We start from the raw sequence: 19882 nt of genomic DNA, 5'->3' as shown, positions 1-19882 counted from the left end.
GCGCCGCAAACCACCTGGTTGCGGCCGCCGGCCAAGCGATTTTCAAGGTTGATCTCGGCCGGATAGCCACGTGCGAACGGGGCACTCGGCCCGAGCCCATAGCCCGACGGAGAGTCCGCTTGGAAATTGAGGTGGCGGTTTCGGCTGTAACGATTCATGCTCATCGATGACAAAGGTCGATCGCACGAATGGGCGAACTGGTCAGCGCAGGAGGGACAGATGAAGGGTGGATGTCTTTGCGGAGCCGTACGCTATATCGCTGAGGGTGAACCGCTCAGCAGCGGCATCTGCCATTGCGAGACCTGCCGGCGTGCCGCGTCGGCACCCCGGCTTCCCTTCGTCAGCGTCCCGTCCGCCGGCTTTCGCTACACAAGCGGCGCACCAATCGACTATATATCGTCACCCGGCGTTACCCGCAGCTTCTGCGGCCGGTGCGGGTCCCCTTTGACCTATCGCCGGGACGATACCCCTGGCGAACTCGACGTCATGACGGTGAGCTTGGATAACCCGAACACGATCCGTCCAACCTTCCATGTCTGGACGGGCGAGGCGCTTGACTGGGACCAGATAACGGGGGAGCTTATAAGCTATGTGCGATCATGCACCGAATGAGAGTCCGGTATAGACAGGAGGGACCGCCTTCCGCTTCTGGTCGAGGAATGCCGAACCCGGCAAAAGGCCGTAGCGTCAAAAGAAAGCGTTGAAGGCGAACTGAGGAACCATCGTCGCGGCGGCATTACGGCCAGCCACGGTGGCGGAAAACCCCATGATGATCCCAAAGCGGGATGACCAGTTATATTCAATGGCGGGCGCGATATTCCACGATACCGATGGGGGAAGACGCCGCGCAGGATTCTGAAAATCGGTTGTGTCGGCGCAAACGACCGACGATGCCGAGAAATCACGAGCGATATCGAACGCAAGAACGAACTGTCGCGTCAAGGCCAATTCTCCTGACACGCCGGCTTCGGCCGTCATGCCGACAATAACATGACTGGACTGTGATCCATAAGAGGACAGATCATTGGTCCGTACGCGATCAAGCGGCTGGCGCAGGTTCAACCACATTCTGATGCGTAATTCGTGCCTGGCGGTCAGGCGATAAGCCGATTGTTCCGTCAAGGCGAAACGCGCAACATAGGTTCCGCTCCCGGTCGCGAAGCTCGCGGAGCGCAATCTGTCATATTGTCCCGTTGGAAAACCGACTCCCATAAAAAGATTGAAAGCCGGATGCAGAATCCCATGCCTGATATCGAGAAACCTCAAAACTGCGTCGACAGGCATATCCCCCAGGGACAAACCAGTATGACGGTGCGTTCCGTCTGACTGCCGGAGCGCGATTTCTGGTATGGTCTGTATACTCAGGTTGTCGGTAATGGCGTATTTGTAGAGCGTATTGTTTAAGATACGTTGGGAATGGCTGCCAGCATTTTGTCTTCCGCCTGTATTGTCAAAATATACGCTTGACAATTGGATAGAAAAATACGGCTCTATCGCTATGTCACCTTTATGAAACAGGGCTCCGGACGGCGACAATAACGATCCTGTATACCATTGATCCCAAGAACCTCCATGCGCAGGATTAAAAAATCCACAAACGAAGAAACTTGATATAGCGATGAACGAAATATAATTCCGCATGTATGATTTTTATCTATTTTACATGACCCGCCGTTTCAGTATCTATGATATTTTTTGGAAATTTTTTATTTAAAATAGCTTTCTCAATTTTCTTGTGCCAGATGTTCGCTGCAAGCGCACCGATGATCACGGCAGATGCGCAGAGTTGTACTGCCGTATAATGTTCACCCAGGAACAGATAGGCTGTCAGAAGTGCAAAAACAGGCACGAGGAGCGCGAAGGGAGCAACAGACGTGGTCGGAAAACGCTGCAGCATGCTTCCCCACATTCCATATGCAAATATCGTGGATAGCAGGCCGGTATAGGCGACTGCCATGAAGCCGGATGCGTCAAAAGCTCTCAGTGAGGCCGCAACCGTCGGCCATCCGTCGACGGCGATCGACATCAGAAACAAGGGAACGGGCGGGATCAGGCTGATCCATACCATCAGACCGAGCATATTCACCCGGGGAAGTTTCTTCATCATGATGTTGGCCACGCCCCATGACAAAGCGCCACCGAGTACCAGAACTATCCCGTCATAGGTCCCGACAGTCCCCTGGATAACGATCATCGCGAAGATGGCGAACATGCCGATAAACACTGACAGGATCTGTAGTGGTCCGGGTTTTTCAGATAGAAAGAATTTCCCGAGAATTACGGTGAAAAAGACCTGAGCCTGCATCGTTAATGACGCAATTCCTGCTGGGACGCCTTCATGCATTCCCACGAAAAGTCCCACGAATACAAGTATTCCAAGAACAATTCCGAGAGAAAGTAGAGATCGCAGCGATATCTTTGGCTTCGGAACAATAAAAATCCATGGCAGCGCGCAAAACAAAAAACGAAGCGCGGAAAACAACAGCGGTGGAAAATGCCTCAAGCCAAGATGAATGACGACAAAGTTCAGGCCCCAGATGAATGATACAAGAACCAGAATGCAGACGCCTCTCAATGTCAGGTCATTTCCGTCGCCTGTTCCCGTCATGGTTACCCTCTGGATCACGATAGTATTGTTTCAGTGAAAATGCTCTAAACTATTATTTAGGCGAGCACCTTCATCCGTTCAAACGATTTCGTTTGAAACGTTCGAGGCGTTCGCCTTGAAGAAATTGCCACCCGGAAACGCCTTGAATGTCCTGTCGTCTGTATCCCGAAAATGGTGCATATTCGACATGGTACGTTCCTCTCTATGGGGTTTTTACGTATGAAGACAGGCTGGCCAGGGGTGTCGCATGACTTCCCTATGTTTCGATACCGGATGGTAGATAAACAATCGAATTGGCTTGAACCGTTTCGTTCAATAGAATTGGAGCATTCGGGGAAGGGACCTTGATGAAGGACGCCTTTGAAAGTCAGCTTCTGGCGACGCTGGTCGCCATTGCGGAAACCGGTTCGTTTTCGGCCGCCGCCGACCGCGTCGGTCGAACGTTGTCCGCCGTAAGCATGCAGGTGAGAAAACTCGAGGAGATGGTGGGCCAACCACCGCTCTTCCGGAAAACAGGACGCTGTATGATCCTGACGGAACGAGGTGAAATCCTGCTGTCCTATGCGCGCAGGATTCTGACCTTGCAGGAAGAAGCTGCGATGCAAATGAGGATAAAATCCTGCACCGCGAAAATAAAATTGGGCGTGCCGGAGGATTATGTTGGCGATCGTCTCGGCTCTGCTCTTGAATCATTCTCGAATAGATTCCCCCATACGCAGGTCGATGTCGTGTGCGAGCCGAGCGGGACTTTGTCCCGACTGGCACGCGACCGAAAGATCGATATCGGCATCGTTACGACGACGGGATCCGATCATGGCGTGGAAGTGCTCCGGAAGGAGCCCATGCGGTGGATATGCGCAACCAAACATGCTCTTCATGAACAGCCGACGGTGCCTTTGGCTCTGTTCCAGCCAGGTTGCATCGGCAGGGCTATGGCACTGGATGCTTGGGGACATACTGGCCGTCCCTATCGCATTGCCTATTCCAGCCCGAGTATTTCCAGCCTCATTGCGGTCGTCAGGGCTGGCCTGGCAATTTCTCCATTGCCTCTTTGCTCCATTCCCAAGGATATACGGGTTCTCGATGATGACGCAGGAGTGCCGATCCTTCCATCATTACCGATCGGGCTGGTGTTTGGTTCGGGCGGAGACCGTGATCTGGCGGTTGAAAGCCTTGCCACCGAATTGCGTGCGTCGTACCAACAGAGTTGACTCTTCGTTCACAGACCCAGGTGACGAGTCGTCCTCTCTCAACCCGGCGTCACCCGCAGCTTCAGCGACCGGTGCGGGTCCCCTCCGGCCTATCGCCGGGACGATACCCCTGGTGAACTCGACGTCATGACGGTGAGCTTGGATAACCCGAACACGATCCGTCCAACCTTCCATGTCTGAACGGGCGAGGCGCTTGACTGGGACCAGATAACGGGGAATCTCATGCGCTATGCGCAATCACGCCTCGGACAAGAGACCGGTATAAGTCCGAGATCGAGGTTTTCGGTGTGGCCGGTCGGTGATCCAGGCTGTGGAGGACACATTTTTCTCGCCCGAAAAATCGCCTGTCCCTGTTTTTCCAAACATGTTCGAGCTTATCCAGGATTTTGCGCAGGGCCTGTTTCACTCAGAGGGTGAAGCATTCGCCGAAGATGATGGCGAACTACGTTTTGGCCTCGGCCCATTCACGTGGCGGGCGTTTCCAATCCTGCGCCAGGCGATTGCGCATTTCCCCGAGCGACCTTTCTTGGTGCCGATGCACTCGATCGAGGCAGTTACGTCTGATCCGTATCGTCGAGGATTGAGTTGAATTTATCCGAGATCAAGTCGATCACCGTCTGCGCGGCAGGAGAAATGCTACGTTGGACATGGTAGAAGAGAGAGAAATTCAGGGGTGTGATGCCGGTATCGATCAACCGGACGAAGCTGAATTCTCCGGCCTTCACTTCGTTCATGACGTCGGCAAGCGTCAGGAGGCCTGCTCCCAGGCCGCTTCTGACGAGCGACTTGATGCTGACGATACGGTTGCTGGTGATCGCAGCGTGCAGGTTGACGCTATGCCGCGCCAGGGTTTCGCGAATATTGGCGCCGATTGCCAAGGTGCCGCTGGGAAGAATGAGTTTCAATCCCACCGCATGGCTTAGTCTGGTTTCCCGCAGGTCGGCGAGCGGATGGTCGGATCGCACGACCAGACCGACGGGTGAATTGAGGGTGGCGACTGTATGGACCTTCTTCGATGCGCCTTTGCGGATTGAGATGCCGAAATCCACTTCGTTACTGGTGACCGCTTCCCAGATTTCCGCGATATCCAGTGTCCGGATGTTGAATTCGACACGGGGATAGAGTTTGTGGACCTCCAGAAGAATTTCCGGAATGAAACGATCGCTGACGGCTTCGACCACAGCCATTTCCACCAGGCCGCGGCGAAGACCGGATAAATCTTCGAGGCGCGTGCGGAACGATTCGAAATCGCGTTTTCCCGACATGATCGCCGCCAGCAGCAACTCCCCGGCTGCCGTCAGGGTCAGGCCCGCACTATGCCGGTGAAACAGCAGGAGCCGCATCTCCTGTTCCACAGCCAGAATCTGTCGATTGACCGCCGATGCCGAGACGTTCAGCGCACTCGCGGCCTGTCGAATGGAACCCGTTTGTGCCACCATCTCGAAATAAATCGAAAAGCGGGACAACGTAAAAATTCGGCTCGCGTTACGACTGCCGGGTGGTCTGGTTTTTATAGTGGGCATCGGACTGGTTAATGAGACCCTTGTTCACGGTATGTGGCTTAACGCGGCACGTTTCGAATTCCAGCTTGACGGATTTTATCAAGAAACGTCAAGGCGAACTGGCGGTTGCGCCGGCGTCGACAAAAATGCAACGACCTGTCACTTTCTTTGTGTTGGACGAGCGGTTCGATATCGGCGATTTTATGTTGTCATACAGTCACTAGCACTGCTCTGCGGATCTGCCGTGGTCGCGGGGGACTGATGGGGCGCATCACGCTTTTTTCGTCGCCTGTTGATGCGTCATCAGTGCGCCATCGCGATGAAAAATCTGGAAAAACGAAGCGGAATATCGTATGAGCAAACAAGATCGGAGCGGGTGGTACGTGACGCGATTCGCCTCCGTCCTTCTTGCAGGAGCGGCGGGTTTGTCAGCCTGCGCGGCCCCGGCCCCGGCCCCGGCCCCGGCCCCGGCCCCGGCCCCGGCCCCGGCGCACGCGGCGGAGGAGGTGAAGTTCGTTGTCGTTGCCAACTGGGAGAACGGCGCGGATCGCGGCGACGCGCCGGGCGAGTATCAGAATTGGGTGGAGCGGGAACACCTTGACGAGAGGGTATCGGTCCGGGGTGCGCCAGATGTCGTTCGACGCAACAAGGCGGGGCTGTATGGAGTCGTCCTGCGCCATGGGGTGATGGACCTTGTGGCATTCGTTCTGGATCCACGCTTCGACTTTCATCACACCTATTGGCTGTTCACCGGGATTTCGGGCGTCGATCCGAATGTCGCCTCTGTCGGCAGTGTCGCCTGGGCGCGCTGGGTGGTCGACGGCGACGCGCTGCGAGAGATCGACGACCGCACGATCCCGAAGGACTGGCCCTATGGGCTGTATGCGATAGGCGCCTCGCGCCCCGACACGTTGCCCGCGAATCCCAACCATTACGGGTCGGTGACCGATGTCGCGGAACTGAGCAAGGCCTATCCGCTGAACCAGGGGCTGGCACGCTGGGCCTATCGGATCAGCCGCACCGTCGTGCTGAGCGACGATCCGGAGGTCGCGGTACGTCGCAAGGCTTGGGTGGGCTTCCCGGCGGCGCAGAAGCCGCCATCCGTCCTGATGGGCGAGACGCTGGGGGCGAAACGCTACTGGCACGGCGCGCCGCGCAATCGCTGGGCCGAGAACTGGGTGAAGCTCTGGACGAAGGGGCAGGGCCTGTTCGTGATGACGAACGAGGAAAGCCAGACCCGTCAGGGTGAAATGCGCACCCTGGCCTCACTGGGCTTCGTGGATGCGAACCGGATCATGGTGCTGCGATCGGGCTCCAATTTCTCCATGCCGCCACCGGGGACCGACGTAACCCAATCCATGGGGGACGAGGGACCGGGCCAGGCGGTCGCGTTCGACAACAATGAACGGGCCGGCGCGCCGGTGGTCGCGGAAATACTCGATCATTGGGAGCGCTATCGTGATCATGTCCCGTCGGCCCCTTGACCTCGTTTTGTTTGATATCCGGCCGCACCGAACGCCGATCAACCATCCGGGTCGAACGACCCGACAATGACCCGAATGCAAGGCCTGATGCAAGGGAGCAGCCAGGCCGCCTCGCCATACCGATGCGCGCGATGAGGGCACGGATGGCGAAATGAATGCCGTGGGGATGGATTCGGGAAAATTGCCGCCGTGCGGCGTGCCGGCAAACGAAAGGTCCGGTTCAACCAGGCGTTGGTAGTGGAATGCTGTTCGACTTGATCCATTCGATTCATCCCGCGTCGATCATCGCTCGGGGGATAATCCCTTCCGGGCGTCCTTTGCGACAGATCGTTGCAACACTCTGTCGCGACGTCTTAGGCGAATCCGGGCGCGGCGGAAACGCAGAGGCGTAGCATTTAACGCAACGGTTCGCTGAGTTTTTTCTGCTTCTAAATTCATCTCCACGTCAGCATATTTCGATGCCGCACCGTGTGATTCTTTGTCGCGCTGGTGATCCAATGGTGCAAGCACTGGGAAAAGTCGCAATCGCGTCGGATGCGATAACCCCCCAGGGGCACTGCTACCGATCGACCGGGGGGTGGTCGGGGCAGCTTCTTGCATGCGGGGCGCATCACTGGGCTGCGCTCTGAAATCTTGAAATACGGGGGATAGAGTGGTGGATCAGAGATTTCGTGTGTGCTTGCTCGCGGCAACAATGCTGGGAGGTTGTGCCGTTATGTTGCCTGTGGCGTCGCAGGCGGACGCGCCTCAGGCGCGGCGATTTGCTGCGATAAGTGCGCATAAGAACGCACCCTCGGCGCCGGCGCCCAAGCCCGGAGAAGAAATCAGTGTTTCCGCCTTCCATTCCGGCGGCGGCGGCATGATGCGTCACGAAACCGCGCCGCATTCGGTGCAGACCGTGACCAAGCAGTATATCGAAATGCAGAGTCCGACGAATACGGCACTGGACCTTGTCAAGAATCTGCCGAGCATCAGTGTCTCGACCGTCGATTCCTCGGGTATTCTGGGTGGACAGATCAACAGCCGCAGCCTGACCGATTCCGACATGGGCATCCTGCTCAACGGTGTTCCCGTCGCAACCGCTTATTATCTGAACCAGAATGTCGATTCCGAAGATCTGGATCATGTTACGGTGACCCCGGGGTCGGCCGCGATCGAACTGCCCGTAACGTCTGCCGCGGTCGGCGTCATGGATGCGCAGACCTATACGCCCGGACATAAGTTCGGTGGCCTGATGGATTTTTCGTACGGCACGAACAATCTGTCGCGTGAATTCATGCGCGTCGAAAGCGGTGACATCGGCAATAGCGGTATTCGTGGCTATTTCTCGTTCTCGCATGAGCATGCCCGGAACTGGACCGGTCCCTGGACGAACGCGCGGCGTCATCTCGATTTCGGCGCGGTGAAGGATTTCGATGACGGGTCCTCCGTCAACGTTTTCGTCTCCTGGAATCATCAGTTCACCGCGGCGCCTCTCTACCCGACGGCCAGCCAGTTCTTCAACAAGAAGCACGGGCTTGGAACCTACAACTACCAGGCGACCTACGATCCGTCGAATCCTTCGACGTACGGCGGCCTTGATGGAAATATGTGGGACCAGGTCTTCATCACGACGCCGGTCCACCTGCATCTGCCATATAATTTCTCGTTCGATTTCAAGCCCTATTACGTCTATAACGGCGGCTACACCTACAACGGCACGTTGTTTAACGCCGACGTCACGCCCGTGACGCTGGGGGCGGATGGGAATGCCTTGAGCGGCCATGTGCCGGCTGCGTCCTATTACAGCGTCTTCCGTCCGCATGCGGGGGCCGTCGCCAAGCTCAACTACGATATCGGCAAGCAGCATCACATCGAACTCGGATACTGGTTCGACTATCAGGACAACCAGGTCGTCAATCGCTATTCGGTCCTGTCCGCGACCGGGCAGCAGCCGTTCCCGTATGCGGCGTCCACCGGGCTCTTTCAGGACGGCTCCCGGTATATGCCTTACCAGGGTGATTCCGGATGGAAGAATCATTCCCTGTTCCTTCAGGATACGTCCAAATTCTTCAACAAGAAGCTTGTGGTGACTGCGGGCTTCAAGGTCTCGATGATCAACCGCTGGAGCCAGAATTTCGCGTCCACGGCGCCGATGGTCCAGAGCAATTTCGTCGTGCCGCTGCCGCAGCTTTCCATCGGTTATCAGATCGACACGCATAACCAGATCTATGTGAACGCCGAAGGCGATTATCGCATGCCGGATCCAGGATCGCTGTCACAGGTCTTCGATGCGCAAACCGGCAAATATATCGGGAATCCCTATAACGCGAAGCCGCAATATTCCATCAAGGAAGAGCTGGGCTGGCGCTACGACAACCGTTATTTCATGACCGACCTGGAATTCTTCAACTATGCGATCACCGAACGCCTGGTTTCGACAAACGTCTATGTGAACAACCAGTCCATCGGTTCCACGATCAACGCTGGCAACCAGACGGCGCGCGGCTTCGATGCGATGATTGCGGGGCATCCGTTCCATCACTGGAGCCCCTATGCGTCGGTCGAATATCTCGACGCGACCATGGATTCCAATTTGCCGGCGACAGGGGTGCTCGCGAACGGCCAGACGATTGCCGACTACCTGCCCACCAGGGGCAAGACGGCGGTCCAGGCGCCGCACGTACTGGCGAATTTCGGGCTGACCTATGACGATGGAAAATTCTTCGGGAATGTCGGCGTTCATTACACGTCCTCTCAGTACGCGACCTTCATGAATGACGAGAAGATGCCGGGTTTCGTCACGGACTCGCTGGCGATCGGTTATCATTTCCCGTCCTTCGGGTTCGTCAAGGCGCCGACGTTCCGGCTGAACTTCAACAATCTGGGCGGCGGGTTCGTTCGCACTGGCGTCAACGGGCTGGACAATAATGCCATCGCTACCCGCGGCGTTCGTGGCAGCATGATTGCCGCCAGCGGTTCGCCGACCTATTACCTCTATCCGCGCTTCAACGTAACCGGGACGCTGTCCCTGGCGTTCTGACCCTTTGCCCATGGCCCAGTTCGAACGCCGTCCGGCTTTCAGATGTCGGGACCGGTCGGTGTTCGTTCCGGAGGTCGAGTGTGGCCGTTTCTGTTGCGAGACCATTCTTTTGGTCCGGCCGCCCGGCCTCTTGGGCATTCATCCCGCCCAACGGGTGAGAGCGCATATCTGGTCATCCAATTGTCGGGTTCGCTCTCGACCTCCTGCTTTCCGGTGACGCAACTTGCTGCGTCGACAATCGGGGTGGCTTGTCTGGCCGTTGCGGACCTTCTGGCGTTCTTGATGGTGGCGAAAGCGGTAAACACCTCATATGCAAAGACGTAATGAACAATATCTATTCAATGATATCTGTCAGCCGACGCTTCCGTCGCACGATATCTTCTCGTTCCGCCCGTACCCCCTCCAGTCGCGCACGAACCTTCGCCACCACCGTCAGGGGCGCACCGTCCGGCGTCCCGGCATTGTATGGGGGAGCCGGGGCATATTCCAACTGCAACTGAACGGCCTGCGCGGCCTCATGTCCGAAAATTTCTCCCGCCAGCGTCAGCGCGAAATCGATCCCCGCCGTTACCCCGCCTCCCGTAATCAGGTTCCCGTCCTGCACGACCCGTTCACGAACGGCCTCGGCTCCATAGAGCGGCAGCAGATCCAGCGCATTCCAATGCGTCGTGGCGCGCCGCCCGCGCAGTAATCCCGCAGCACCCAGCAATAGCGCACCGGTGCAGACGGACGTGACATAGCGTGCCGTCCCAGCCTGTCGTCGCACGAAATCCAAGGCATCCCCATCTTTCAGCAGCGGTGTAATTCCCACCCCGCCCGGCACGCACAGGACGTCATAGGCACCACACGTCTCAAATGTTGTCGTCGGCATCAGGGTCAGCCCGGTTGCGGTCGCCACCGGCTGCATGGTTCGCGCCACCAGATCGACTTGGCAATCCGGAAGCATGGCAAAAACTTCATAGGGTCCGGTCAGATCCAGTTGCTGTACCCGTGGAAACAGCATCAATCCAATACGCAGCGCCATGGTGATCATGTCTTTCTATGGTTGAATGAAATCACTCTACCGGTGCAGGATCTGGCGGCCATGCCAGATGATCCTCATTTTCCGCCAAACTTCCCTCGCCGTGTCGAGATCCTGGCCTTTCCGAACGTGCAACTGCTCGACGTCACCGGTCCGCTTCAGGTCTTTGGATCCGCGAATATCGCCGTCAGACATTCCGGCCGTGCGGCCGCTTTTTACGCCCCGGTCATGATCGCGGCGCAATCGGTCGTGACCAGTTCCTCCGGACTGGGGTTGGTGGCGCAACCGTTGCCGCCCATGACCCTGCCCGTCGACACGCTCCTGGTCGCAGGCGGGATCGGTGTGAATGAGGCCGCCGCCAACCCCATTCTGGTGAACTGGCTGCGCAATCGCGCACAAGCGGCCCGGCGCGTGGCCTCGATCTGCACGGGCGCCTTTCTATTGGCGGAGGCAGGATTGCTCGACAACAGGCGTGCCGTCACGCATTGGTCGCGCTGCGCCGAACTGGCCCAGCGCTTTCCCGCCATAAGCGTCGAGCCCGATCCGATTTTCATTCGGGACGGCACGACATGGACGTCGGCCGGCGTTACGGCCGGGATCGATCTAGCCCTGGCTCAGGTGGAATCCGACCTTGGACGCGATGTCGCGCTGGCGGTGGCACGAGATCTGGTCGTGTTTCTCAAACGCCCTGGTGGCCAGGCCCAGTTCAGCACACTGCTCGCCCTGCAGATGGGCGGAGGCAGGTTCGATACTCTGCATAGCTGGATGGCGACGAATCTCGCCAGCGACCTGACATTATCACGCCTGGCTGAACAGGCAGGCATGAGCGAACGCAGTTTCAGCCGACACTATGTCCGGGCCACGGGCCGGACACCATTGCGGGCTGTCGAGGAATTGCGCGTGGAGGCTGCCTGTCGCCTGCTGGCCGAAACCGCCCCCATCAAACGTATCGCCGAACGGTGCGGATTCGGTTCAGAGGAAACCCTTCGGCGTGGTTTTCTTCGTTGTCTGTCGACAACACCGGGCGATTACCGCGACCACTTCGGGGGGTGATAAAATCACCCTGTTCGCGAGAGCGGCCAGCTTGCTGCGGCGCGGGCCGGGACGTTTTCGTCGCGCCAGCGCTGGGCCGGTGCCGGCGACGGGACATGACCCGGCGATTGCGCCTTCCATGCACGCCCGGCCCGAACCGATCGCCCGCGCGGACCGGCCGGCCGGATCGAATCACGCCTGTTCCCCAATCCCGGCCATCGCGGCGCAGCCGGGCCGGCGTCAGCCGCCCGCGCGCAGGGCGCGCACGCCGATGTCGCGGCGCCAGACCGCATCCGGCCAGCGGATCCGCGCCACGCCGCCATAGGCACGCGCGCGGGCCTCCTGCAACGTCGCCCCCGTGGCGCACACGGTCAGGACACGGCCGCCGGCCGCGACCAGCCGGCCCGCATCGTCCCGCCGGGTGCCGGCATGGAAGACGGCGACGCCGGGCAGCGCCGCGGCGGCTTCGATATCCTCGATCACCCCGCCGGCGGCCGGCCGGCCGGGATAGCCGCGCGCGGCCAGCACGATGCTGACGGAATGCTCGTCCGAGAAGCGGATGTCGGCGGCATCCAGCGTGCCGTCGGCGACCGACGCCAGGGCCGGCAGCAGATCGGATTGCAGCCGGATCAGCAGCGCCTGGGCCTCGGGGTCGCCGAAGCGCACATTGTATTCGATCAGTTTCGGCCCGTCCTCGGTCAGCATCAGCCCGGCGAAGATCACGCCGCGAAAGGGCGTGCCACGGCGGACCATCTCCGCCAGCATGGGGCGGACCAGCAGGTCCAGCGCCGCGTCCTGCGTCGCGCGGTCGAATCCGGCGGGCGGCGAGACCGCGCCCATGCCGCCGGTATTGGGGCCGGTATCGCCCTCGCCGATGCGCTTGTGGTCCTGCGCCGCGCCGATCAGCACGGCGGTTTCCCCGGCGCAGAAGGCGAACAGCGACACCTCGTCGCCGGTCAGGCATTCCTCGATCACCACCGACCGGCCGGCCGCGCCCAGGGTCTCGTCCTCCATCATCGCGCGGATGGCGTCCTCGGCCTCGGCCACACTCTGCGCCACCACCACGCCCTTGCCGGCCGCCAGGCCGTCGGCCTTGATCACGATCGGCGCGCCCCGGCGGCGGACGAACTCCAGCGCCGGCGCGATGGCGTCGAACCGTTCCCATTTCGCGGTCGGAATGCGCGCGGCGTCACAGATTTCCTTGGTGAAGCTCTTGCTGCCCTCCAACGCCGCGGCGGCCAGGCTGGGCCCGGCGCAGGGGATGCCGGCGGCGGCGCAGGCATCGGCCAGGCCCGCGACCAGCGGCGCCTCGGGGCCTGGTACGACCAGGTCGATCCGCTCGGCCCGGGCCAGGGCGACCAGGGCCGGCACGTCGTCGGCGGCGATCGCCACGTTGGTGCCCAGGGCGGCGGTGCCCGGGTTGCCGGGGGCGATGAACAGGGCGTCCAGCCTGGGCGAGCGCGCGATCGCCGCCGCCATGGCATGTTCCCGTCCGCCCGATCCGACCAGCAGAACCCGCATTCATTCGCTCCCAGTTTCGATCCACGCCCTTTCGGCCGGGCCGTCTCTATCATACCTTGGCCCGATGGACGAAACGCTTCGCGACCCAGGGCAGGGCCCCACACCCGGTAACGCGGGACCTGGTCATGCAGGACCGGGCAACGTGCCGGAATACACGGTCTCCGAAATCTCGGGGGCGATCCGCCGCACGCTCGAGGGCACGTTCGGCCGGGTGCGGGTGCGCGGCGAGATCACCGAATTCAAGCGCTACCCGTCAGGCCATCTCTATTTCTCGCTGAAGGACGAGGGCGGCAAGATCGCCGCCGTGGTCTGGCGCGGCTCGGTCGCGCGCCTGGGGCTGAAGCCCGAGAACGGCGTCGAGGTCGTGGCCACCGGCAAGATCTCGTCCTACGGCGAACGCTCGTCCTATCAACTGATCATCGACCGGCTGGATTACGCGGGCGAGGGTGCGCTGCTGGCGCGCATCGAGGGGCTGCGCCAGAAACTGGCGGCCGAGGGGCTGTTCGACGCCGGGCGCAAGCGGCCCCTGCCGTTCCTGCCGTCGGTGATCGGGGTCGTGACCTCGGCGCAGGGGGCGGTGCTGCACGACATCCGCACCACCATCGCCCGGCGCTTCCCGCTGCCGCTGCTGGTCTGGCCCGTGCCGGTGCAGGGCGAGGGCGCGGCGGCCCGGATCGCCGCGGCGATCGCCGGGTTCGACGCGATCGACGGACAGGGACGCATCCCGCGGCCCGACGTGCTGATCGTCGCGCGGGGCGGCGGGTCGCTCGAGGACCTGATGGCCTTCAACGACGAAGACGTGCTGCGCGCGGCGGCCGCGTGCCGGATTCCGCTGATCTCCGCCGTGGGGCACGAGACCGATACCACCCTGATCGATTTCGTGTCCGACCGGCGGGCGCCGACGCCCACGGCGGCGGCCGAACTGGCGGCGCCGGCCCGGGCGGAACTGGTCGCCGACCTGGCGCACCGGGGCGCGCGGCTGACCAGCGGGCTGGCGCGACTGACGCAGATGCTGCGCCTGCGCCTGGACCGCACGGCGGGCCGGCTGCCGGACCTGCCGTCGCTGCTGGGCACCGCGCGGATGCGGCTGGACGATCGCGGACACCGGCTGGGCCTGGCGCTGCCGGCCCTGGTCGAGCGGCGACGGGCGGCGCTGCTGGCGGCCGGGCGGGCGCTGCCCGCGCCGGCGCTGCTGACCGGCCCGGCGCGGGCGCGGCTGGACCTGCTGGCCAGCCGGCTGGAATCGGGCCTGCGCCACGCGCTGCGCGACGGACGGTCGCGGGCCGACCGGGCCCGACTGTCGCCGGCGCCGCTGGCCGCCATGCTGCGCGAGCGGCGGGCCCACCTGACGGGCCTGGAGGGACGGCTCGAATCGCTGTCGCCGATGGCGGTGCTGCAACGCGGCTATGTGCTGGTGCGCGACCCGGCCGGCACGCCCGTGACGCGCGCGGGCGAGGTACGGCCGGGCGGCCGCCTGGTCCTGACCTTCGCGGATGCCGAGGTGCCGGTCCGGGCCGAACGGCCGGCCAGGGACGGCCAGGGGACATTGGATATCTAGGAACATTGGATATCTGATCGCGCGACGCCAGATCGGCAGAGGACACAAGAGGACACAAAGGATGCAGTCATGAACGCAGCGCCCCGGCCCCTTTCCGTGCGCTCCCCCCTGCGCTTCCCCTGGCGCTTCTGGGCGCGGCTGTTGGGCGGAGCCGCGATGCTGGCGCTGGCCGGCTGCGCGGCGCAGCCTCAGCCCGTGGCCCGCTCCGCGCCGACAGCGACGCGCCGGCCACCGCTGCAATTCGCGCCCGGCGTCACCGGCGAGGAACCGCCCCCGGCGAACGCGGCGCAACTGGTCAATGACCCGTCGGCGCCGGCCGATACGCCCTTATGCGGCGCCGCGGCGCGCGAGGACATGGCGGTGGCGGCACGGATCAATCCCGCACCGCTGGCCTCCGGCAATAGCTGCGTGATGAGCGCCTGTTTCGAGCCGCTGACCGGCACCTATATCGGGGCGGACGGCAACCGGCACATCTGCCGCTAAAGCATAAGCATAAGGCTTATGCACGGCGCATCGCACGGCCCGGCAGGTTGTGATTGACTTTGCGCGCCTCGCCGCAACATCGTTGGGGCATGACCGGCCGCACCCCTCTGGATGACGCCGACGACGGCACGGCGACCGTCCACCTCTTTCCGATGCGGCGGCTGCTGCCGCTGCGCGACGCCGCATCCCATCTGGGGATTCCGGCGCGCCGCCTGCGCGCCCTGGGCATGCTGAAGGCCGGGCCGCGCCCGACACGGCGGCTGGGGCGAACGCCGCTGTACCCGATCGACGATCTGGATCGCTATGTCGATGCGCTCTATGCCCGGGCCCGGATCTCGTCCGCCGAGCAGGCCCGCCAGCGCCAGGAATGGCAGGTGCGCGCCGCCGGCCCCATGCCGCTCGACGCGCGCGGCCGGCCCGTGCCGCCGGTCGATCCGTTCATGCGGATCGCGACCCTGGACGCACTGGTCGAGGCAGGCGGCCCGCTGGCGCTCAAGACGCTGTTCGTCGCCGGTCTGGGGGTGATCTTCCTGTCGCATACCCCGCTGCTGTGGCGGCTGTAACGCGGGCGGAAGAAAAGAAAGTGTGGCGCCGGGAACATTTTGCATCACGCACCGACGCCACACAGACCTGTCTCGATCCGAATTATAGCGAAATTATGACGGACGCCATGACAGGCGATCCACTCAGCACAGCTTACCCGCCGCGCAGGGCGGGGCCGACGGCCCCATCGGCGCCCTCATCGGTGCCCCCATCGGCGCCCGCATCAGTGGTTGCATCGATGGTTGCGGCGCCCCCATGCCCGGTGACGGCGGCGGGACGACCTGCGGCACGTTGGGGGGCAGGTCCTGCGGATTCAGGGGCTGCGCCGGCGGGGCCGGCTGACCGGGATAATAGACCGGGCCGCGATAATTCGGCGCCAGTTGCGCGGCGTTCAGCCGGTCGATCAGCGAATCCCCCGTCCCGTCCGGATAGGCCGAATGCGGGATGGCCATCTGCGCACCGCGCGGCGGCGCGGCCAAGGCGGGCATCACCCGCGTGGACATCACCAGGGCGGACATCGCCAGCACCACGCATGCGATCGCCAGGCCGGCGCGCCGATTGGGTGGGACATGGTCAGTCATGGGAAAACCCTTGCCTGTTGTGGCTGACCCAGTATCGCATGGGAAGCTGCGGCGTTCACCGGTCGTGGACGGTTTTCCCTCCGGGCGGGGGCTGGTCATGCCTCGCCTGATCGGCTAGGCAACGAGGCATGTTTTTTCCGCACCGCGCCTGGGCCCGGCCCGCGCATAGGACCCGGACCGCGAGTATGACCGATCTTATCCGTGCCGCTGCCCGTGGCGTCGTTCCGACCTTCCGGCCGACCCTGTTCGGCCTGTGCGCCGTGCTGTGCGCCGGGGCCGCCCATGCCGCGCCGGCCCGCCCGGCCGCCGCTGCCGCCCCCGCCGCTTCGGACGGCGAGGCCCCGGCCGGGGCGGCGCCCGTCCTGCCGGCGCCGGCCGTGCCGGTCTTCGGTCCGCTGCCCGCCGGCCCGCGGCCGCCGGCGCCGGTGATCGGCCTGTTCGACCCGGCCGAGATCATGCGCCAATCGGTCGCCGTGCAGCAGGTCGAGCAGGAGATGGCCGGCCGGCGCGACGCGCTGATCCACGACGTCCGCGCCGAGGAGACCGAGGTCCAGACCCTGCGCCAGCGCATGATGTCCGCGCCGCGCGACAAGGCCGAGGCCCAGCAGCGCGCGCTGCAGCAGCGCGTGGCGGCCGACCAGCGGAAATTCGGCAACCGCAACCGGATCCTGCAGGAAGACATCCAGATCGCGATGAACCAGGTACAGCGCGAGGTCGGGCAGGTCGTCGCCTCGGTGTCCAAATCGCGCGGCCTGACCCTGGTGATGCAGTCGGGCGGGGCGGTGCTGCACGGGCCGCAGGTGGACATCACCGACCAGGTGATCGCGCAGTTGAACACGATCCTGCCGCATGTCTACCTGCCGGCGGCGAACGAGGACCCGGAAGTGGTGGCCAAATCGGGCAAGTTCCCGACCGCGCCGGTCCAGATGAGCGACCCGGGCCAGCAGGGATAACATTCCCGCCCCGACGTCCCGGCGGGGGGTATCCCGCGGCGCTACCCGGCGATGTGCTGGCCGACGATGCGCTGGCCATGCCGGGTTTCGCCGGGCCGGCACAGCGCGGCGATCGCCGGAGCGACCGCGTCCGGGCGGGGCAGCGGGGCAAGGTCGGCGGCCGGCATGGCCTGGACCCGCAGCCGGGTGGCAACCGGACCCGGATCGTAGAGATTGACGCGCAGCGCGCTGCCCGGCGCGATTTCGTCGGCCCAGCTCAGGACCGCGGCCTCCATCGCCGCCTTCGACGCCGCCATCATGCCCCAGAAGCTGGCAGGGCGGACGGCATGGCCGTCGGTCAGGAAGACCGCCCGTCCGGCCGGGGCGCGGTCCAGCAGCGGCGCCGCCGTGCGGATCAGCCGCCAGGCGGCGGTGGCGTTGATCGCCAGGGCCGCCTCCCAATCCTCGGCGCGCATGTGGGTGATGGGGGTCAGCACCCCCAGCGTCGCGGCGCAATGCACCAGGATGTCCAGCCGGCCGAAGCGGGCGGCGATCGACGGACCCAGCGCGTCGATCGCCGCCCCCTCGCGCAGGTCCATCGGCAGCAAGGTGGCGCTCCGCCCGGTGCGGCGGGCGATCAGGTCGTCGGTTTCCTCAAGCCCGCCCTGGCTGCGGGCGGTCAGGATGCAGTGCGCGCCGTCCTCGGCCAGGGCCAGGGCCGTGGCGCGGCCGATGCCGCGGCTGGCCCCGGTGACCAGCGCCACGCTGCCCTCGGGCAGGCAGGGCGGCAGGCGTGCCGTCACGCGGCGCCGGGCAGCGTGGCCCCAGTCGTGGCCCCAGTCCCAGTCCCAGCCCCCGCTTCGGCCTCCTCCTGGTCCACCAGCCGGATCGGATAATCGCCGGTAAAGCACGCGTCGCAGTAACGGCCTTCGGCGGCCTTGCGGTCGGCATGGCCCAGCGCGCGATACAGCCCGTCGAACGAGATGAAGGCCAGGCTGTCGACGCCGATCAGTTCGGCCATTTCCTTCAGGTCGTGCTGCGCGGCCAGCAGCTTGCTGCGCTCGGGCGTATCGATGCCGTAGAAGCAGGAATGCGTGGTGGGCGGCGAGGAGATGCGCATATGCACCTCGCGCGCGCCGGCGGCGCGGACCATGTCGACGATCTTGCGCGAGGTCGTGCCGCGCACGATCGAATCGTCGACCAGCACCACGCGCTTGCCGTCCAGCACCGGCCGGTTGGTCGAGTGTTTCAGCTTGACGCCCAGATGGCGGATCTGGTCGGTCGGCTCGATGAAGGTGCGGCCGACATAATGGTTGCGGATGATGCCAAGCTCGAAGGGAATGCCGCTGGCCGCCGCATAGCCCATGGCCGAGGGCACGCCGGAATCCGGCACCGGGACGATGACGTCGGCCTCGACCGCGCTCTCGCGGGCCAGTTCCATGCCGATGCGCTTGCGGGCCTCATAGACCGGCTTGCCGTCCAGCACCGAGTCCGGGCGGGCGAAATAGATATATTCGAACACGCAGAAGCGCGGCTCCTGCGCGCCGAACGGCTTGACCGAGCGCACGCCGTCATTGTCGATGATGACGATCTCGCCCGGTTCGACGTCGCGGACGAATTCGGCGCCCACGATGTCCAGCGCGCAGGTCTCGCTGGCCAGCACCCATGACGGCGCGGCACCGTTGTCGCCGGCGATGCGGCCCAGGATCAGCGGGCGGACACCCAGCGGATCGCGCACGCCGATCAGCGCGTCGCGCGACAGCGCCACCAGCGAATAGGCGCCCAGCACCTGCTTCAGCGCGTCGATCAGCCGGTCCACCACGTTGGAATAAAGCGAGATCGCGATCAGATGGATGAAGACCTCGCTGTCGGTGGTGGACTGGAAGATGCAGCCCCGACGCACCAGCGCCCGGCGCAGCGCCTCGGCATTGGTCAGGTTCCCGTTATGGGCGACGGCCAGGCCGCCGAACTCGAAATCGGCGAACAGCGGCTGCACGTTGCGGATCAAGGTGGCGCCGGTGGTGGCATAGCGGTTGTGCCCCACCGCGCGATGGCCGGGCAGCGTGGTCATCACCCGCGCGTCGCCGAACACGTCGCCGACCAGGCCCAGCCCCTTGTGCGTATGGAAGCGCGCGCCGTCATAGGACACGATGCCCGTCGCCTCCTGCCCGCGATGCTGCAGGGCATGCAGGCCCAGCGCGGTCAGGGCCGAGGCGTCGTTGACGTTCCAGACGCCGAAGACGCCGCATTCCTCATGCGGCTTGTCGTCATCATGCCAGGATTCGTATGCGGCATCGCCGGCGTCGTGCGTGGCGTCGTGCGTGGCGTCGTGCGCGGCGTCTTCCTGGGGCGGGTAACGGGTCGGCATGGTCGGCACTCTCTTT

At 63.2% G+C, this 19882-nt stretch carries 18 protein-coding genes; 10 read left to right on the top strand and 8 right to left on the bottom strand.

Translation table 11 applies throughout. The annotated features are described in order from the left end of the window. The first annotated feature begins 156 nt into the window (after positions 1 to 156). The gene (locus tag AAC691_RS22315) at positions 157 to 612 is read left to right on the top strand and encodes a GFA family protein (protein WP_408906077.1); all 456 of its coding nucleotides are present in this window, start codon (positions 157 to 159) and stop codon (positions 610 to 612) included. Positions 613 to 687: 75 nt separating this feature from the next. On the opposite strand, the gene AAC691_RS10000 is transcribed toward AAC691_RS22315, so the two are convergent. Continuing rightward, a complete protein-coding gene (locus tag AAC691_RS10000) occupies positions 688 to 1641 on the bottom strand; it encodes a transporter (RefSeq protein ID WP_342629936.1) in 954 nt (317 codons plus the stop codon). Positions 1642 to 1654: 13 nt separating this feature from the next. Beyond that, a complete protein-coding gene (locus AAC691_RS09995; protein ID WP_342629935.1) occupies positions 1655 to 2608 on the bottom strand; it encodes an EamA family transporter in 954 nt (317 codons plus the stop codon). A 347-nt stretch (positions 2609 to 2955) separates the two neighbouring features. On the opposite strand from AAC691_RS09995, the gene AAC691_RS09990 reads away from it, so the two are divergent. Next, positions 2956 to 3819: a LysR substrate-binding domain-containing protein gene (locus AAC691_RS09990; protein WP_342629934.1), complete on the top strand. Its 864-nt coding sequence runs from the start codon at positions 2956 to 2958 to the stop codon at positions 3817 to 3819. 298 nt (positions 3820 to 4117) lie between these two features. Then, positions 4118 to 4408, top strand: a complete 291-nt coding sequence (locus tag AAC691_RS09985; RefSeq protein ID WP_342630315.1) for a hypothetical protein — start codon at positions 4118 to 4120, stop codon at positions 4406 to 4408. On the opposite strand, the gene AAC691_RS09980 is transcribed toward AAC691_RS09985, so the two are convergent. Then, positions 4374 to 5285, bottom strand: coding sequence for a LysR family transcriptional regulator (locus AAC691_RS09980; RefSeq protein WP_176640197.1), 912 nt, complete (start codon positions 5283 to 5285; stop codon positions 4374 to 4376). The genes AAC691_RS09985 and AAC691_RS09980 overlap by 35 nt on opposite strands. Positions 5286 to 5674: 389 nt before the next feature. On the opposite strand from AAC691_RS09980, the gene AAC691_RS09975 reads away from it, so the two are divergent. Next, a complete protein-coding gene (locus AAC691_RS09975; RefSeq protein WP_342629933.1) occupies positions 5675 to 6805 on the top strand; it encodes a purine nucleoside permease in 1131 nt (376 codons plus the stop codon). An 859-nt stretch (positions 6806 to 7664) separates the two neighbouring features. After that, complete coding sequence (locus AAC691_RS09970; protein WP_342629932.1) at positions 7665 to 9827, top strand: TonB-dependent receptor domain-containing protein; 2163 nt, start codon at positions 7665 to 7667, stop codon at positions 9825 to 9827. Between the two features lie 334 nt (positions 9828 to 10161). Here the strand turns inward: AAC691_RS09970 and AAC691_RS09965 are convergent, their stop codons facing one another. Continuing rightward, positions 10162 to 10860, bottom strand: a complete 699-nt coding sequence (locus AAC691_RS09965; RefSeq protein WP_342629931.1) for a DJ-1/PfpI family protein — start codon at positions 10858 to 10860, stop codon at positions 10162 to 10164. 33 nt (positions 10861 to 10893) lie between these two features. Here AAC691_RS09965 and AAC691_RS09960 point away from each other — a divergent pair, with 33 nt between their 5' ends. Beyond that, complete coding sequence (locus AAC691_RS09960) at positions 10894 to 11901, top strand: GlxA family transcriptional regulator (RefSeq protein WP_342629930.1); 1008 nt, start codon at positions 10894 to 10896, stop codon at positions 11899 to 11901. A gap of 219 nt (positions 11902 to 12120) precedes the next feature. Here AAC691_RS09960 and purD read toward each other — a convergent pair whose 3' ends face one another. Further along, entirely contained in the window at positions 12121 to 13401 is a 1281-nt protein-coding gene (gene purD, locus AAC691_RS09955) for a phosphoribosylamine--glycine ligase (protein ID WP_342629929.1), read from the bottom strand. A gap of 64 nt (positions 13402 to 13465) precedes the next feature. On the opposite strand from purD, the gene xseA reads away from it, so the two are divergent. The 3 genes from xseA to AAC691_RS09940 all read left to right on the top strand — a co-directional run bounded on the left by xseA (position 13466) and on the right by AAC691_RS09940 (position 16005). Further along, positions 13466 to 14959, top strand: coding sequence for an exodeoxyribonuclease VII large subunit (gene xseA, locus AAC691_RS09950; RefSeq protein WP_408906076.1), 1494 nt, complete (start codon positions 13466 to 13468; stop codon positions 14957 to 14959). Positions 14960 to 15115: 156 nt separating this feature from the next. After that, positions 15116 to 15442: a hypothetical protein gene (locus tag AAC691_RS09945; RefSeq protein ID WP_408904619.1), complete on the top strand. Its 327-nt coding sequence runs from the start codon at positions 15116 to 15118 to the stop codon at positions 15440 to 15442. A gap of 89 nt (positions 15443 to 15531) precedes the next feature. Beyond that, a complete protein-coding gene (locus AAC691_RS09940; protein ID WP_323992316.1) occupies positions 15532 to 16005 on the top strand; it encodes a DNA-binding protein in 474 nt (157 codons plus the stop codon). A gap of 123 nt (positions 16006 to 16128) precedes the next feature. On the opposite strand, the gene AAC691_RS09935 is transcribed toward AAC691_RS09940, so the two are convergent. Continuing rightward, entirely contained in the window at positions 16129 to 16566 is a 438-nt protein-coding gene (locus AAC691_RS09935) for a hypothetical protein (RefSeq protein ID WP_342629926.1), read from the bottom strand. A gap of 185 nt (positions 16567 to 16751) precedes the next feature. On the opposite strand from AAC691_RS09935, the gene AAC691_RS09930 reads away from it, so the two are divergent. Beyond that, positions 16752 to 17519, top strand: coding sequence for an OmpH family outer membrane protein (locus AAC691_RS09930; RefSeq protein WP_342629925.1), 768 nt, complete (start codon positions 16752 to 16754; stop codon positions 17517 to 17519). A 41-nt stretch (positions 17520 to 17560) separates the two neighbouring features. On the opposite strand, the gene AAC691_RS09925 is transcribed toward AAC691_RS09930, so the two are convergent. Beyond that, positions 17561 to 18301 (bottom strand): SDR family NAD(P)-dependent oxidoreductase, encoded by a 741-nt coding sequence (locus AAC691_RS09925; RefSeq protein ID WP_342629924.1) that lies wholly within the window; start codon positions 18299 to 18301, stop codon positions 17561 to 17563. After that, the gene (gene purF / locus AAC691_RS09920) at positions 18298 to 19866 is read right to left on the bottom strand and encodes an amidophosphoribosyltransferase (RefSeq protein WP_342629923.1); all 1569 of its coding nucleotides are present in this window, start codon (positions 19864 to 19866) and stop codon (positions 18298 to 18300) included. The genes AAC691_RS09925 and purF overlap by 4 nt, the downstream gene beginning before the upstream one ends. Positions 19867 to 19882 lie beyond the last annotated feature (16 nt).

This window comes from Nguyenibacter vanlangensis (assembly GCF_038719015.1).
Taxonomy (GTDB): domain Bacteria; phylum Pseudomonadota; class Alphaproteobacteria; order Acetobacterales; family Acetobacteraceae; genus Gluconacetobacter; species Gluconacetobacter vanlangensis.
This window is presented reverse-complemented; position numbering and strand designations above follow the sequence as displayed.

Bases quoted from the DNA above. Each gene is read 5' to 3' on its own strand.
- purD (WP_342629929.1), bottom strand. From the start codon at position 13,401: ATGCGGGTTCTGCTGGTCGGATCGGGCGGACGGGAACATGCCATGGCG.
- AAC691_RS09930 (WP_342629925.1), top strand. From the start codon at position 16,752: ATGACCGATCTTATCCGTGCCGCTGCCCGTGGCGTCGTTCCGACCTTC.
- AAC691_RS09995 (WP_342629935.1), bottom strand. From the start codon at position 2,608: ATGACGGGAACAGGCGACGGAAATGACCTGACATTGAGAGGCGTCTGC.
- AAC691_RS09975 (WP_342629933.1), top strand. From the start codon at position 5,675: ATGAGCAAACAAGATCGGAGCGGGTGGTACGTGACGCGATTCGCCTCC.
- AAC691_RS10000 (WP_342629936.1), bottom strand. From the start codon at position 1,641: ATGCGGAATTATATTTCGTTCATCGCTATATCAAGTTTCTTCGTTTGT.
- purF (WP_342629923.1), bottom strand. From the start codon at position 19,866: ATGCCGACCCGTTACCCGCCCCAGGAAGACGCCGCGCACGACGCCACG.
- AAC691_RS09945 (WP_408904619.1), top strand. From the start codon at position 15,116: ATGCTGGCGCTGGCCGGCTGCGCGGCGCAGCCTCAGCCCGTGGCCCGC.
- AAC691_RS09965 (WP_342629931.1), bottom strand. From the start codon at position 10,860: ATGATCACCATGGCGCTGCGTATTGGATTGATGCTGTTTCCACGGGTA.
- AAC691_RS09970 (WP_342629932.1), top strand. From the start codon at position 7,665: ATGATGCGTCACGAAACCGCGCCGCATTCGGTGCAGACCGTGACCAAG.
- AAC691_RS22315 (WP_408906077.1), top strand. From the start codon at position 157: ATGCTCATCGATGACAAAGGTCGATCGCACGAATGGGCGAACTGGTCA.
- AAC691_RS09990 (WP_342629934.1), top strand. From the start codon at position 2,956: ATGAAGGACGCCTTTGAAAGTCAGCTTCTGGCGACGCTGGTCGCCATT.
- AAC691_RS09935 (WP_342629926.1), bottom strand. From the start codon at position 16,566: ATGACTGACCATGTCCCACCCAATCGGCGCGCCGGCCTGGCGATCGCA.
- AAC691_RS09940 (WP_323992316.1), top strand. From the start codon at position 15,532: ATGACCGGCCGCACCCCTCTGGATGACGCCGACGACGGCACGGCGACC.
- xseA (WP_408906076.1), top strand. From the start codon at position 13,466: ATGGACGAAACGCTTCGCGACCCAGGGCAGGGCCCCACACCCGGTAAC.